The sequence below is a fragment of the Ruegeria sp. CDSA141 genome, assembly GCF_059612005.1.
This window is the reverse complement of sequence record NZ_JBXWPT010000005.1, coordinates 77,453-91,447: the sequence shown is the minus strand read 5'-3', so window position 1 is coordinate 91,447 and position 13,995 is coordinate 77,453. Positions and strand designations below refer to the sequence as shown.

12 protein-coding genes are annotated in these 13,995 nt (G+C 60.1%); 9 read left to right on the top strand and 3 right to left on the bottom strand.

Annotation, left to right across the window (positions count from 1 at the left end; all coding sequences use genetic code 11):
- Window positions 1–123 precede the first annotated feature (123 nt).
- The 3 genes from AC2FLP_RS09770 to AC2FLP_RS09760 all read left to right on the top strand — a co-directional run bounded on the left by AC2FLP_RS09770 (window position 124) and on the right by AC2FLP_RS09760 (window position 3,448).
- The gene (locus tag AC2FLP_RS09770) at window positions 124–687 is read left to right on the top strand and encodes a TetR/AcrR family transcriptional regulator (RefSeq protein WP_496674419.1); all 564 of its coding nucleotides are present in this window, start codon (window positions 124–126) and stop codon (window positions 685–687) included.
- A gap of 141 nt (window positions 688–828) precedes the next feature.
- The gene (locus tag AC2FLP_RS09765; protein ID WP_496683397.1) at window positions 829–1,986 is read left to right on the top strand and encodes an acyl-CoA dehydrogenase family protein; all 1,158 of its coding nucleotides are present in this window, start codon (window positions 829–831) and stop codon (window positions 1,984–1,986) included.
- A gap of 190 nt (window positions 1,987–2,176) precedes the next feature.
- A complete protein-coding gene (locus tag AC2FLP_RS09760; protein WP_496683399.1) occupies window positions 2,177–3,448 on the top strand; it encodes an NAD(P)/FAD-dependent oxidoreductase in 1,272 nt (423 codons plus the stop codon).
- Between the two features lie 2 nt (window positions 3,449–3,450).
- On the opposite strand, the gene AC2FLP_RS09755 is transcribed toward AC2FLP_RS09760, so the two are convergent.
- On the bottom strand, window positions 3,451–4,152 hold the full coding sequence (locus tag AC2FLP_RS09755) for an SDR family oxidoreductase (RefSeq protein ID WP_171168829.1): 702 nt from the start codon (window positions 4,150–4,152) through the stop codon (window positions 3,451–3,453).
- Window positions 4,153–4,255: 103 nt separating this feature from the next.
- Here AC2FLP_RS09755 and AC2FLP_RS09750 point away from each other — a divergent pair, with 103 nt between their 5' ends.
- Window positions 4,256–5,107, top strand: a complete 852-nt coding sequence (locus AC2FLP_RS09750; protein ID WP_496683402.1) for a LysR substrate-binding domain-containing protein — start codon at window positions 4,256–4,258, stop codon at window positions 5,105–5,107.
- Here the strand turns inward: AC2FLP_RS09750 and AC2FLP_RS09745 are convergent.
- Window positions 5,098–6,000, bottom strand: coding sequence for a LysR family transcriptional regulator (locus AC2FLP_RS09745; protein WP_496683405.1), 903 nt, complete (start codon window positions 5,998–6,000; stop codon window positions 5,098–5,100). The two genes, AC2FLP_RS09750 and AC2FLP_RS09745, sit on opposite strands and share 10 nt — an antisense overlap.
- A gap of 75 nt (window positions 6,001–6,075) precedes the next feature.
- Between AC2FLP_RS09745 and AC2FLP_RS09740 the strand changes: the two genes are divergently transcribed.
- The 5 genes from AC2FLP_RS09740 to AC2FLP_RS09720 all read left to right on the top strand — a co-directional run bounded on the left by AC2FLP_RS09740 (window position 6,076) and on the right by AC2FLP_RS09720 (window position 13,249).
- Complete coding sequence (locus AC2FLP_RS09740; RefSeq protein WP_496683408.1) at window positions 6,076–9,288, top strand: reductive dehalogenase; 3,213 nt, start codon at window positions 6,076–6,078, stop codon at window positions 9,286–9,288.
- 125 nt (window positions 9,289–9,413) lie between these two features.
- Window positions 9,414–10,280, top strand: a complete 867-nt coding sequence (locus AC2FLP_RS09735) for an FAD binding domain-containing protein (protein WP_496683411.1) — start codon at window positions 9,414–9,416, stop codon at window positions 10,278–10,280.
- Window positions 10,277–10,756 (top strand): (2Fe-2S)-binding protein, encoded by a 480-nt coding sequence (locus AC2FLP_RS09730; protein ID WP_496683414.1) that lies wholly within the window; start codon window positions 10,277–10,279, stop codon window positions 10,754–10,756. Before AC2FLP_RS09735 ends, AC2FLP_RS09730 begins: the two co-directional genes overlap by 4 nt.
- Entirely contained in the window at window positions 10,756–13,011 is a 2,256-nt protein-coding gene (locus tag AC2FLP_RS09725) for a xanthine dehydrogenase family protein molybdopterin-binding subunit (RefSeq protein ID WP_496683416.1), read from the top strand. Before AC2FLP_RS09730 ends, AC2FLP_RS09725 begins: the two co-directional genes overlap by 1 nt.
- Window positions 13,004–13,249: a MoaD/ThiS family protein gene (locus AC2FLP_RS09720; RefSeq protein WP_117868042.1), complete on the top strand. Its 246-nt coding sequence runs from the start codon at window positions 13,004–13,006 to the stop codon at window positions 13,247–13,249. Before AC2FLP_RS09725 ends, AC2FLP_RS09720 begins: the two co-directional genes overlap by 8 nt.
- Here AC2FLP_RS09720 and AC2FLP_RS09715 read toward each other — a convergent pair.
- Window positions 13,246–13,950, bottom strand: coding sequence for a lysophospholipid acyltransferase family protein (locus AC2FLP_RS09715; protein ID WP_496683418.1), 705 nt, complete (start codon window positions 13,948–13,950; stop codon window positions 13,246–13,248). The two genes, AC2FLP_RS09720 and AC2FLP_RS09715, sit on opposite strands and share 4 nt — an antisense overlap.
- Between the last annotated feature and the right edge of the window lie 45 nt (window positions 13,951–13,995).

The following is a 13,995-nucleotide window of genomic DNA, read 5'->3' as shown; positions in this document are numbered from 1 at the left end:
AGAAATTTCACGATGAGACTGGGCGTCTGGCAAAATTATTTTAAAACAATGCTTTGGCTTGGGGTCATTGTACTTCACGCTTCATGATAATATGTACAGAACGGTACACCATGGAGCCGAATCATGCGCCCAAACAAACGGGATGAGTTGGTCAGCAAGGCCCTGAAGGTCTTTTACCGCGACGGGTTTCACGCAACCGGCATGGACAAGCTGGTTGTGGAAACAGGCGTGTCAAAGACGTCGATGTACAAGCATTTCCGCACCAAGGAAGACCTGATCGTGGCCGCGCTGCGCCTGCGGGATGAGAACTTCCGCAACTGGTTCTTTCAACGCATCGACGAGATGGCAGAAACACCAGCCGAACAGATCATCGTCAGCTTCGATGCCCTGAAGGAATGGTTTGAAGAGGACGGGTTCCGGGGCTGCATGTTCATCAAGGCCGGGGCCGAGTATCAGGATAAGGATCACCCGATCCATGTGCAGGCCGCTGAGCACAAACAGCTTTTGCTGGAACATTTTACGATCATAGCCCAACAGGCCGGCGCGCATGATCCTCGAAAACTCGCGAGTCAGATCGTGCTGTTGCAAGAGGGAGCAATCGTATCCGCCGTTCTGCTCAAGAACTGCGATCCGGCTGAAGACGCCAAGGATGCGGCCAAACACCTGTTGGCCAAAGAACTGGCTTAACCCCGCTAGTCAAAAGGGATTCTCTTACATTGCAGGCTGAGGAACGTTGCGTTGTTCCTCAAAGGGACGCCGCGTCACAAGGATTGGCGTGAATCGAACACAGCGCTAGCCTTTCCGGAAAGACTGATTGGAGAGCGTACAATGTCACTTTTCACTTCGACTGCGGCATGGGTCACCGATGAACACCGCATGTTCGCGGATATGGCTGGTCGGTTCATGGATGACGAACTGTCGCCCAATATCGAAACCTGGGTTGAAAACGGCGTTGTGGATCGCGATTTCTGGCGCAAGGCCGGCGAAACCGGGCTGATGGCGGGTGCGATCCCCGAAGAGTATGGCGGTGTCGGCGGCGGCATGGGCTTTGACGCCATCACGGCTTATGAGCAGGGCGCGCGAGGAGATGCGGGTTGGGGCTATGGCATTCAGTCGATCGTGACCCACTATCTCACCGCCTATGGCAGCGAAGATCAGAAGAAGAAGTGGTTGCCCACACTGGCGTCGGGCGAATTGGTCGGCGCGCTGGCAATGACAGAACCCAGCACCGGCTCGGACGTGCAGGCCGTGCGGACGACCGCCGAGAAGGACGGGAACTCCTATCGGCTGAACGGGTCAAAGATCTTCATCACGAACGGACAGACTGCGGATCTGATTATCGTGGCCGCCAAGACCGACAAGTCCGCTGGCGCACGCGGCGTCTCATTGATTGTGGTGGAAACTGACGGGTGTGAAGGTTTTCGCCGGGGGCGGAACCTCAAGAAACTGGGCATGAAGGGCAATGACACTGCCGAGTTGTTTTTCGAAGATGTCAAAGTGCCGATGACAAACCTGTTGGGGCCCGAGGAAGGGCAGGGTTTCTATCAGCTGATGAAACAACTGCCCTGGGAACGGCTGAATATCGCTATCATGGCGCTGGGCGCGATCGATTTCGCCATCGCCGAAACAGTGAAATACGTGCAGGAACGCAAAGCCTTCGGGCAGCGGGTGATGGATTTTCAGAATACCCGGTTCAAACTGGCGGAATGCAAGACCAAGGCCGAGGTTCTGCGCAGTTTCATCAATGATTGTATCGGAAAACTGGAAGCGGGCGAGCTGGACGCGGCCACGGCCTCGATGGCCAAATACTGGGGCTCTGAGGTGCAGAATGAGATCATGCATGAATGCCTGCAACTGTTCGGCGGCTACGGGTTCATGATGGAATATCCGATCGCGCGTCTTTACGCGGATGCCAGGGTGCAGATGATTTATGGCGGCACCAACGAGGTCATGAAAGAGCTGATCGCGCGATCGCTCGACGTCTGAGCCCACCACGCGGGTCCTCCCGCCCGGTGTCGTCATTCATGACGGAATGACTCCTCCGGTTGGGCCCGGCAGGCTCGGGCAAAGCCCGTGCCTGCGGAGTCTGTTTCGTTGTCGCAACATTGCTAAATGGAGGCTTGCATAAAGGGAGGTATCGGTAGGGTGTTCCGCCGAAAAGACTCAGAGGCCCGACGTGAACGATCCCGAACATACCCTGTGGCGAAGCACTTGCACCGAGGCAGTCACAGCACCGCCCCTGACCGCTGACGCAGCGGTTGATCTGGCTGTCATCGGAGGTGGCTACACCGGGTGTTCAGCGGCTTTGACGGCAGCCTGCGCCGGCGCGTCGGTCTGTCTGCTGGAGGCACGAGAGATCGGGTTTGGCGGATCAGGGCGCAATGTAGGTCTGGTCAATGCCGGGTTGTGGTTGCCGCCGGACGATATCCGCGCGCGTATCGGTGCAGAGCCGGGAGACCGTTTGATCGACTTGCTGGCCAAGGCGCCGTCGGATGTGTTTGCTCTGATCGGTAAATATGACATTGCATGTGAGCCAGTGCGAAACGGAACCCTGCATTGTGCGCATTCCGCGTCCGGGTTGAAGAACCTGCAAACGCGTCATGCGCAGTTGAGCGAAGCAGGAGCGCCGGTTGAGTTGCTGTCAGCAGACCAGGCCGGTGAACGCACCGGCAGCCAAGCCTTTCACGGTGCCTTGTTCGATCCACGGGCAGGAACCATTCAGCCTTTGGCCTATGCGATGGGTTTGGTGCGCGCGGCGTCGCAGGCCGGGGCAAGGATACATATGCGCAGCCCAGTGCAGACTATGACATATGAGGGCGGGCACTGGGTTTTGAAGACACCAGGCGGGACGGTTCGGGCAAAGTCGGTCATTCAGGCGACAAATGCCTATCATCATGCGTTGCCGGATACCGCGCCTGCTTATGTGCCGGTCTACTATTTCCAGTACACCACAGCCCCGCTGACTGACAATTTGCGCGCCAGTATCCTGCCAAAGAAAGAAGGGTGCTGGGATACCGGACTGATCATGACGTCATTCCGACTGGATCAGGCGGGGCGGATGATCATTGGCGGCATGGGGGATCTGGGACATGCCGGTCGGGTTGCACATTCCGCTTGGGTCCAGCGCAAGCTGGCCGAGCTCTATCCGCAATTGGCCGACCAGCCGTTGGAACACGGGTGGCACGGGCGGATCGCAATGACGTCGGACCATATTCCGAAGATCACGCGGATCGGCCCCAACGCTCTGGCCGCACACGGGTATTCGGGCCGCGGCATCGGCCCGGGCACGGTGTTCGGCCGAATGATGGCCGAGAGTCTTCTTGCCAATGATCTCTCGATTCTGCCGGTTCTCGCCGTGTCGGAATACCGAGAAAGCTGGACACGCGTGCGCCGCGCCTTTTTCGAATCCGGCGCGGCGCTGACACATCTTATAAAGGCGCGGGTCTGAGTTCAGACAGACCGGGTGATACCGCCGTCCACACGGATATTCTGTCCGGTGATATAGCCGCCGCCTTCTGAGGCAAGCAAAGCGACGACCGAGGCGATCTCGTCATAACTGCGCCCATAGCGCCCCATTGGGATGCGGCTGCGGAACTCTTCCTTCTCGGGAAGGCTGTCAATGAAGCCCGGAAGAACGTTGTTCATTCGGATATTCTCGGCGGCATACTTGTCCGCGTACAGCTTGGTGAAGGCGGCCAGCCCGGCCCGGAACACGCCCGAGGTCGGAAAAACCGGATCCGGTTCGAACGCGGCAAAGGTCGAGATGTTGATGATCGATCCACCCCCCTGCGCCTGCATGATCGGGGTCACAAGCCGTGTGGGGCGCACCGCGTTCAGGAAATAGACATCCATCCCGGTGTGCCAATCCTCGTCCGTCAGTTCAAGGATCGGAGCGCGGGGGCCGTGACCGGCGGAATTGACCAGAACGTCAACGCGCCCCCAATGGGCCATGGCCGCATCGACAAGCTTCTGCAAATCCTCGGTGGACTGGTTCGAGCCGGTAATGCCAACGCCGCCCAATTCTTTCGCCAAAGCTTCTCCCTTGCCTGAGGAAGACAGAATGCCAACCTTGAACCCGTCCGCCGCCAGCCTCCGGGCGGAATCCGCACCCATGCCACTGCCGCCCGCTGTAATAAGTGCTACTTTTTCCATCTGACATCTCCGCTTTCAGTTGATCCGAGGATGGAGGTCAGAGAGCGGTTTGACCAATCAGTTCTGCTGGCTCTATGCTGTAGAAAATCTACAGGACAACACTATGGTCGCCCTTCCGCCCCTGAATGCTTTACGTGCTTTCGAAGCTTCTGCGCGTCATTTGAACTTTCGACTGGCCGCCGAGGAGCTTGGCGTTACACAAGGCGCCGTGGCGCAGCAGGTGCGCGGGCTTGAGGCACGATTGGACGAGGTTCTGTTCGATCGCCTGCCGCGTGGGTTGCGTCTGACCGAATCCGGGCGGCGGTTTCACGCGCCCCTGCGTCGTGCCTTCAGGTTGATCGAAGAGGCTGTCGAAGACCTGTCTCCGGACCGCCGGATCACCTTGTCGGTCACGCCCAGCTTTGCCTCGAAATGGTTGGTGCCGCGTTTGTCGAGCTTCACTGAGGTGTATCCGGACATCTCGGTTCAAGTGGATGCGCGCGAACGTCTGGCGGATTTCAAATCGGATGGCGTCGATCTTGCAGTCAGGCAGGGTCGAGCGCCGTTTGCGGCGGAACTGGAGGCGGTGCCTTTGTTCTCGACCGAGTTCATCCCGGTATGCAGCCCTTCTGTTGCGGGCGGAATCAGCGCCCCTTCTGACTTGATGAAGCAGGTATTGCTGAACGACACCCACGGATTGTGGCCCTTGTTCCTTGAACGGGTGGGGGTGAGCGGAAAGCCCAGAATGATGAGCTTCAGCCAGACCAGTCTTGCGATCGACGCGGCAGTTTCGGGGCAGGGTATAGCGCTGGCCAATGCGCCTCTTGTCGCGCAAGAAGTGGCCTCGGGCCGTCTTGTTCAGCCGCTTGCGGATGTCCTGGTTGAAGATCTGGGGTTTTATGTGGTTGCGCCCCGTAAGCCACGCCAGCCGCAACTGGTCGAGATCATGCGAGACTGGCTGTTGTCTCAGGTCTGAAGAGATGCCGCGATTGCCTCGATCCGGGCACGCAACCAGCGATGTGCCGGATCATTGGCCGACCTCTGGTGCCAGACCATGTAGATCGACACCGGCGCGCATTCGAACGGCAGTGGTGCGCAATCCAGCCCAGCCAGCGGGCCCTGTTTCATCAGCGCCGTGTCGGTTGAGATCAGGTCGCTGCCCTGTATGAAGGCCGGGATCGCGTTGAAATGCGGCAGGGTTACTACCGCTGGCCTGATCTGGCTTTGATCGACGCCTCGCATGACGGCGCGGGCGTTGCGGCCATCGGCAAAACGCACCTCGACATGATCGCAGTTGCAATAGGCTTCCCAACTGTCGGGCGGTGAGTGCTGCGTGGCGTCATAGAACACTACCAGCGGACTGGTCATCAGGTGTTTCTGAAAGATATCCGGCCCGTCCGGCGGCAACGGGGTCAGCATCATCTGGCATCTGTCACTGCGCAGAAGCTCGGGGTCCGGCACGCCTGAAGGAATGAATTCAAGCCGCAGACCTGCGCCTTCGGCACGTGTTTCTCGAAGCAGCTGCGGAAAGATCAACTCGCGCGGCATGTCATTGGTGGCGATGCGGATCCTGATCTGTTCGGACTGCGGGTCGAACGGCCGCCCTTCGGTCAGCGCCCGCATTCCGTCCAGCACCTTTTGCGCGGGCTCCTTCAGGGACAAGGCGCGCTCGGTCGGGGTAAGGCTCTGACCGGACCGGACAAACAACGGGTCGCCCAGCACCAGCCGGAGCTTGGCCAGCGTGTGGCTGATGGCCGATTGCGTGACGCCCAGCCGATCCGCAGCTTTCGAGACCGAGCTTTCCTCGAGTATGGTCAGAAACGTGCGCAGAACCTTGCCGTCTAGATCAGTGAAATCGATTTTCTTCATACCACTTATGATTATGCATGAATGGTTTCGCTGTCCATTACGGGGTAGGGGATGGGTGGCAACAGGAGACGCATAATGGGAATCCGCTTTTTCTCGGACAAGAACCGGCCCGTTCACATGGGGCGATACCCGTTGGAGCGTTTGACCCGACAAGATACCATGCCGGACTTGTCGCGTGTGCCCTTGATGGGCGAACTGAGTTTCCACCGGCCGGAACGGCACGACAGCATCGTCAACGCCATGGGCGAATTTCAGGCGATGCTGGACGCGATCCGCGACGGGTTGGTGAACCCGATTGCATCCGAGATCCCATCAGATCCGCAGGAACGCGCCAACCATCTGAAGGCATTCGGATATTTCAACGATGCGTCGATGATGGGCTGCGGGCCGTTGCCGTCTGATGCACTGTTGGACGAACCACGCCGCAACCCCGATATCGACCGGCTTGCCCATGCGCTGCGAACGCGCCAGACCAAGACGCTGGCCTCTGGGATCGATCTCATCATGGCAGATCTGAAAGACAGTATGGAGGCCGCGCCCAAGCCGATTGACGACCACCGTCACACCATCGTTTTTCTCTATGAACATAACCGCGATCCGGACCCTTCCGAACCCGGTGCGGATTGGATCATCAACGCGCAGGATCATCGTGCCTGCCTGCTGGCAACCGAGAATGCCGTGGTCATCGCCAACTATATCCGTCTGCTGGGTTTTGACGCCCGTGCGCACAGCGTGATGTCGTCCGAAGTCGATCTGGACAGGCTGGCCGTGGCCGCCGGTCTGGCCACGGTCGAGAGCGGTGAACTGGTTGCGCCGTGGCTGGGCACCAGGTTTGGCCTTGCAGCCGTGACGACCGAGATGCCCATCGCGCATGACCGGCCGCTCAGGCCCGTGGCGCAACAGCCGTGGTTTCGGACTCAAGGCCCGGCATGGTGGTTGGGAACGGGATTTGCCAAGAACGCCATCAACCGTGACCCATATGCCAAAAGACGCTATGTGGACGGGGCCCATCCGTTCGAAAAACTCAAACGGGTCGAGACCCCGACAACCTATGTCGACGAAGAAAATGTCGCCCGCGTTCCCAAGCGCGCCGACATGTTCGCCCGCGCCCAGTTCGGCGACATGGGCAAGTCACTGCAGGACGCCGCGAAAGGCGGGTACTACGTGCGCAAGGCTGCGCCCAGCTTTGCCCAGCGCCGCGCGCTGGGTGCATTCGTTCTGTTGCAGGACGGTGAAAACGCTGACCTGCACAAGCCTGCCGATGCCGGACGCAATGCGGCAAACATCAAAGCGGCGACCTATTTTCTGGGCGTCGATGCGGTGGGTCTCAGCCGCTGTCCGGAATGGGCGTGGTATTCTCATGACGCCACTGGCGAAGAAATCGTGCCGCCTCATGATCAGGCCATCAGCATGATCATCGATCAGGGCTATGAAACGATGGAAGGTGCCAGCGGTGACGACTGGATAAGTGTCGCCCAATCCATGCGCGCCTACCTGCGGTTTTCGCTGCTGGGCGGCGTGATCGCCCAACAGATCCGCAACCTGGGCTACAGGGCCAAGGCGCATACAGTGATGGATGGTGAGGTGCTGCAACCGCCGCTGTTGCTGCTCTCGGGGTTGGGAGAGGTCAGCCGGATCGGAGAAGTAATCCTAAACCCCTATCTGGGTCCGCGCCTGAAATCAGGCGTGGTGACGACCGACATGCCGATAGCGCATGACAAACCCATCGATTTCGGCTTGCAGACCTTTTGCGAGTCCTGCAACAAATGCGCCCGCGAATGTCCCTCGGGCGCAATCACCGCCGGACCGAAGCTGATGTTCAACGGTTATGAAATCTGGAAATCCGACAGCCAGAAATGCGCCACATACCGTGTAACGACGCCGGGCGGCGCGATGTGCGGGCGCTGCATGAAGACCTGCCCGTGGAACCTCGAAGGCATCTTCAAGGAACGCCCCTTCCGTTGGGCTGCGATGAACATCCCCTCGGCCGCACCCGCGCTGGCCAGGCTGGACGATGCGGTCGGCAATGGCGGGTTGAACGACATCAAGAAATGGTGGTGGGATATCGAGTTGCAGCCTGACGGCACCTATCGCCCCACGACGCACCCGTTGAACCGGCGCGATCTGCAAAGGGAACTGGACCTGAAATATGAGGATCAGACTCTCGCCGTCTATCCCGCTTATCTGGCCCCGCACCCCTGGCCCTATCCCTTTGCAATGGATCGAGAGGCCGGGATCGCAGCCTATGAGGCCATGGTGACGGCCGACGAATACAAGGCGCGCAAGGCAAGCGGGGACATGTCGATCATCCATCGCTATCAGATCGCCGGTGATGCGCCTGTGATGCGGGTCGCCGTGACCAAGGTCGACAAGATGACGGCGGATGTCACGAAATACGAATTCACATCGCTGGACGGTGCGCCCCTGCCGGGATGGACAGCGGGCGCACATCTGGACGTCCTGGTCGCGCCGGAATTTCTGCGGCAATACTCCATGTCCGGCGACCCGTCGGATCATGCGACCTATCAGATCGGAGTGTTGCGCGAGGATGACGGGCGTGGCGGATCCGCGCTGCTGCATCGCATCTTCACCGAGGGTCGAAAGGTTTTCGTTTCCAAACCGATCAACCACTTTGAATTGGATGAAACGGCAATCAGAACATTCCTCATGGGCGGCGGTATCGGCATCACCCCGATGATCGCCTTTGCCCATCGCCTGCATGCACTGGGCCGCGAGTTCGAGTTACACTATTCGGCCAGCACACGGGACGGGGCGGGGTATCTGGATGATCTGGCCGCTATGCCCTGGGCAGATCGCGTACATTTCTATTTCTCGGACGAAGGCACCCGCGCTGATCTGAATGTGATTCTGTCAGGCTACCGGGATGGATGGCATGTCTACACCTGCGGGCCGGATCGTTACATGAACGGTGTGATTCAGGCGGCAGAGCAGCAATGCTTTCCCGAAGAGGCGCGTCATCTGGAATATTTCTCCGTTCCTGAAGCGCCTGAATATGAAAACCACGCGTTTGAACTCAAGCTTGCGCGTTCGGGCCGGATACTGCCTGTGCCCGCAGACAAGGACGCGGCTCAGGTTCTGAACGAATCCGGTTTTCATGTGGATGTGAAATGCGCTGACGGCATCTGTGGCGTATGTAAATGCGGTGTCATTTCGGGCGAGGTCGAGCATCGGGATTTCGTTTTGTCCCGGAAACAGCGCGAAGGCGCCATGATTCTGTGCCAAAGCCGCGCGGCGGAACCTGATGGGGTGATCGAAATCGATCTCTGAACCCTGTCCAAAAGCGACATTTGGAAGTTGAATTTTGGTCGCTCGGCCCATGGACGCCGGACGAGGGGTGAATTAACGTCGCCGCGAACCCAGATATTCCTGACCAACAGGTACGAGGTAGCTTCATGGATTATCACAGCCCCGCCAGCTTTGCCGAAGCTTCGGCTCTGGCCGCGAACGCGACGGGCATCACACGTTTTCTGGCGGGCGGTACGGATGTGCTGGTGCAGCTGCGCTCGGAACTCGTGACGCCCGATACGCTGATCGACATCAAGAAAATCAACGGTGTACACGACATTACCCGCAATGCCGACGGTGGCTGGACGCTGGGTGTTGCCGCAACCGGCGCCGAGATAAGCGAGCACCCCGAGCTTGGCCGCGACTGGCCCGGTGTCGTCGAGGCGATGGACCTGATCGGTTCAACTCAGGTTCAGGGCCGCGCGACGCTGGCCGGCAACCTGTGCAACGGCTCCCCTGCGGCTGATTCCGTGCCCGCCATGGTGGCGGCAGGCGTGACCGTCACCGTAACCGGCCCCGATGGCACGCGTGACGTTGCAGTTGAGGACATCCCGACCGGGCCCGGCAAGACCTCGCTGGCGAAAGGCGAACTGATTTCGGCCATCAACATTCCTACCCGTGGTGAAAATGGGGGCGATGCCTATCTGCGTTTCATCCCCCGTACCGAAATGGACATTGCGGTCGTGGGCGTTGGTGTGAACCTCCGTCTGGACGGTGACGTCATCACCGAGGCGCGCGTGTCGCTGGGTGCCGTGGCACCGACCGTTCTGTTGGTTGAAGACTGTGCCAACGCGATTATCGGCAGCACTTTGGACGATGCCGCCCTTGACGCACTGGCCGGGGCCGCGTCGGCCGCCTGCAATCCGATTGATGACAAACGCGGTACGATCGCATTCCGCACCGAAGTCGCCGGCGTTCTGGCCAGGCGCGCCGCGAAAATCGCCTATGCCCGCGCGAAGGGAGAAAACGCATGAGCAAGCTCCACGTATCCACCACCGTGAACGGAGACGCGGTTGAATACCTCTGTGACCCGCGCGAAACACTGCTGGACTGTCTGCGCGACAAGCTGAACCTGACCGGCGCCAAAGAGGGTTGCGGCACCGGTGATTGCGGCGCGTGCTCGGTCACCGTCGATGGCCGTCTGGTGTGCTCGTGCCTGATGCTGGGTGTCGAGGCCGAAGGCAAGCAGATCGAGACCGTCGAAGGGATTACGGATGGTGACGTCCTGCACCCGTTGCAGAAGAAGATGATCGAATATGCCGCGCTTCAATGCGGCATCTGTACCCCGGGCATTCTGGTGGCGGCGAAGTCTCTGTTGGAGAAGAACCCCAATCCGACCGAGGAAGAAACGCGCTATTGGCTGGCGGGCAACCTGTGCCGCTGCACCGGCTATGACAAGATCATTCGCGCCGTGATGGACACGGCGGCTGAGATGCGGGAGGCGTCATAATGGCTCTGGACGATCGCAAAACTGATTTCACTTTCGTTGGCACCCGCCCCAATCGCCCTGACGGTCTGGACAAGGTGACAGGCCGGGCCAAGTTCGGCGCGGATATCTCGGCCCCCGGCATGTTGCACGGCGCCATCCTGCGCTCACCCCATGCCCATGCCCGGATCGTCAGAATTGATACCTCGAAAGCTGAGGCATCGAAGGATGTCAAAGCCGTCGTGACCCGCGCCGATTTCGCCAATGTCCCGTTCAAGCCCGGACTCGAAGGCGAATTCTGGAACGTGCTGGAAAACGTCATGGCGGGTGAAAAGGCGCTTTATGACGGGCACGCGGTTGCTGCGGTCGCGGCCACATCTGCCTTGGCGGCACGTGATGCGCTGAAACTGATCGAGGTCGAATACGAGGTGCTGCCGCACGTCACCGATGTGGACAAAGCGATGGCCCCGGATGCGCCGGTGATCCGGCAAGGCGCAGCGGACTATTCGGTGCCAGAAGGGATGCACCCGAATGTCGTGCGCTATCACGAAAGCGGTCACGGTGACGTCGAGGCGGGCTTTGCCGAGGCCGATCTGGTTGTCGAAGACAGCTTTGTCACCGAGGCGACCCATCAGGGCTATATCGAACCGCATGCCTGCCTGGGCATGCTGGGCAATGACGGCAACGGCGAGTTGTGGTGCACAACCCAAGGTCACTGGATAGCGCAAAAAACCTGTGCGGCGCTGCTGGGAATCGAAACCTCTCAGTTGCGCGTCACGGCGTCTGAAATCGGCGGCGGTTTTGGTGGCAAGACCACGGTCTTCATCGAACCCGTCGCGCTGGCGCTCAGCCGCAAGGCCAACCGTCCGGTCAAGATCGTGATGACCAGGTCCGAGGTTTTCCGTGCCACCGGGCCGACCTCTTCGGCGTCAATGGACGTGAAGATCGGCATGAAGAAAGACGGCACGATCTCGGCGGCGCAGGGTGTCTTCCGCCTGCAAGGTGGGGCCTTCCCCGGCGCCCCGGGCGACATGACGGCCATGTGTGCCTTTGCGCCCTACAACCTGACCAACGTCAAGCAGATCGGTTACGATGTGATGTCGAACCGTCCGAAACAGGCCGCCTACCGCGCGCCGGGCGCACCCATGGGTGCTTTCGCCGTTGAGTCCGTCATTGATGAGCTCTGCAACAAGCTGGGCCTCGATCCTATCGATGTGCGCCTGAAAAACGCCGCGCATGAAGGCACGAAGGCCAGCTATGGCCCGACCTACGAGCGCATCGGTCTGGTCGAAACCCTTGAGGCTGCCAAAGCGCATCCCCATTACTCGGCCCCACTGAAGCCGGGGCAGGGGCGCGGGGTTTCCTGCGGCTTCTGGTTCAATCACGGCGGCGAGACCAGCGTTTCACTGGCATTGTCCGAGGATGGCTCAGCACAGTTGATGGTCGGAACACCCGACATCGGCGGGTCGCGCGCGTCCATGGCCCTGATGGCGGCCGAGGTTCTGGGCGTTCCGTATGAAAACATCCGCGTGACCATCGCCGACACGGCGACACTGGGCTACAACGATGTGAGCCATGGTTCGCGTGTGACTTACGCGTCGGGCCTCGCCACGATCAAGGCCGCAAGACACGCGGTCGAGAAACTGTGCGAACGTGCGGCGGCCAAGTGGGGCATCCCGGTCGATGCGGTGAAATGGGAAGACGGCTGCGCGGTGCCCTCGGGGCCTAATGCTGGCGATTTCGACCCGCTGCCGCTGGCCGATATCACAGCGGATATGGGATCCACCGGAGGCCCGATTTCGGGCCATTTCGAAGCTACCCCCGAAGGCGCGGGCGTATCCTTTGGCACTCATATCGTCGATGCCGAGGTCGATCCGGAAACCGGCAAGACATCGATCACCCGCTACACGGTCATTCAGGATGCCGGCAAGGCGATCCACCCGACCTATGTGGAAGGCCAGTTCCAAGGCGGCGCCGCGCAGGGCATCGGCTGGGCGCTGAACGAGGAATACATCTATGGCGAGGATGGTCGGTTGCAGAACTCGATATTCCTCGATTACCGGATTCCTGTTGCCAGCGACCTGCCGATGATCGACACGGTGATAGTCGAAGTGCCCAACCCCGGCCACCCGTTTGGGGTGCGCGGCGTGGGCGAGACGGGCATCGTACCGCCCCTGGCCGCCATCGCCAATGCAGTGTCCAACGCGGCAGGTGTTCGGATGACGCAACTGCCGATGTCTCCGCCGCGCATCCTTGCGGCGCTCAAGGACAATGGTTGAGGTCCACCTCTGGTCCGGCCTCCGGTCACTGACCGGGGGCCAGCAAGTGGTTAAGGTCGAGGCCAAGACCACCGGAGAGCTTTTACGGGCTTTGGTCCGGGCCCACCCGCAGTTGCAGGCCCCCATTGATGCGGGTGTCTCCATCGCGATCGACGGGCGCGTCATTGCCACCGGGCTTACCGAGCCGATTCCCGAAGGCAGCGAAGTCTATCTGATGCAACGTCTCAGGGGCGGTTAGGCGTCAGGCGACCATGGCTCGCGTCCGACCATCCGGTCAGCCTCTGCCGTGATGTCGTTCATGTGCTGCTCAAGGCTCAGGCGCAGTGTCTCGATTTCCTCTTCGCTTGCCTTGCGGGGCACTGTTTCAGTCCATTCCCGACACAGAAACACGCCCTCATTGCGCCAGGGGCGGGGCATCAGAAGGTGATCCCAGGTTCCCGCTTCGCGACCATGTTTTGTTGAATAGGTGATACCGAATACGCGCTTGCCCGAGGTCCGCGCCCATACCAACGGAACCGTCGACAGAACCCGTTCTGGCCCACGCGGGCCGTCTGCCGCGATCCCAATTGAGATACCCTGCTTCATCTTGCCCAGAACCTGGCGTGACAAGGCGACGTGGCGTGTCTTGCTGGCCATGGCAATCGTATCCATGCCAAACAGCTTTTGTACCCGGCCCACCATACTGCCCGCTCGGGCAGAGGAGGTGATCGAACAGATGCGCGCCTTGTCCAGCGGAAAGAAATAGGGCGACTGCGCCAGCCGCTGGTGCCAGAGCACAACGATGACCGGCTCACCTTGTTCGGCCAACTGGTCCAGTTCTTCATACCCGATGCGCTGCCAGCGTGTGTTGCGGTTGACCAATCGAATGTAAGTGGCAATCCGTCGGGCCACCCAGTTCAGCACGGCTTCGCTGTCTGCGATCTTCTTGCGGAGGTTCACGCGGGGTTCCTTTTGCTGACCGGACCTTGTCTTAGCGCACTGCAC

Coding starts and splice junctions, on each gene's coding strand:
- AC2FLP_RS09745 (WP_496683405.1), bottom strand. CDS start 6,000: ATGAAGAAAATCGATTTCACTGATCTAGACGGCAAGGTTCTGCGCACG.
- AC2FLP_RS09740 (WP_496683408.1), top strand. CDS start 6,076: ATGGGAATCCGCTTTTTCTCGGACAAGAACCGGCCCGTTCACATGGGG.
- AC2FLP_RS09755 (WP_171168829.1), bottom strand. CDS start 4,152: ATGGAAAAAGTAGCACTTATTACAGCGGGCGGCAGTGGCATGGGTGCG.
- AC2FLP_RS09750 (WP_496683402.1), top strand. CDS start 4,256: ATGGTCGCCCTTCCGCCCCTGAATGCTTTACGTGCTTTCGAAGCTTCT.
- AC2FLP_RS09730 (WP_496683414.1), top strand. CDS start 10,277: ATGAGCAAGCTCCACGTATCCACCACCGTGAACGGAGACGCGGTTGAA.
- AC2FLP_RS09770 (WP_496674419.1), top strand. CDS start 124: ATGCGCCCAAACAAACGGGATGAGTTGGTCAGCAAGGCCCTGAAGGTC.
- AC2FLP_RS09735 (WP_496683411.1), top strand. CDS start 9,414: ATGGATTATCACAGCCCCGCCAGCTTTGCCGAAGCTTCGGCTCTGGCC.
- AC2FLP_RS09720 (WP_117868042.1), top strand. CDS start 13,004: ATGGTTGAGGTCCACCTCTGGTCCGGCCTCCGGTCACTGACCGGGGGC.
- AC2FLP_RS09725 (WP_496683416.1), top strand. CDS start 10,756: ATGGCTCTGGACGATCGCAAAACTGATTTCACTTTCGTTGGCACCCGC.
- AC2FLP_RS09765 (WP_496683397.1), top strand. CDS start 829: ATGTCACTTTTCACTTCGACTGCGGCATGGGTCACCGATGAACACCGC.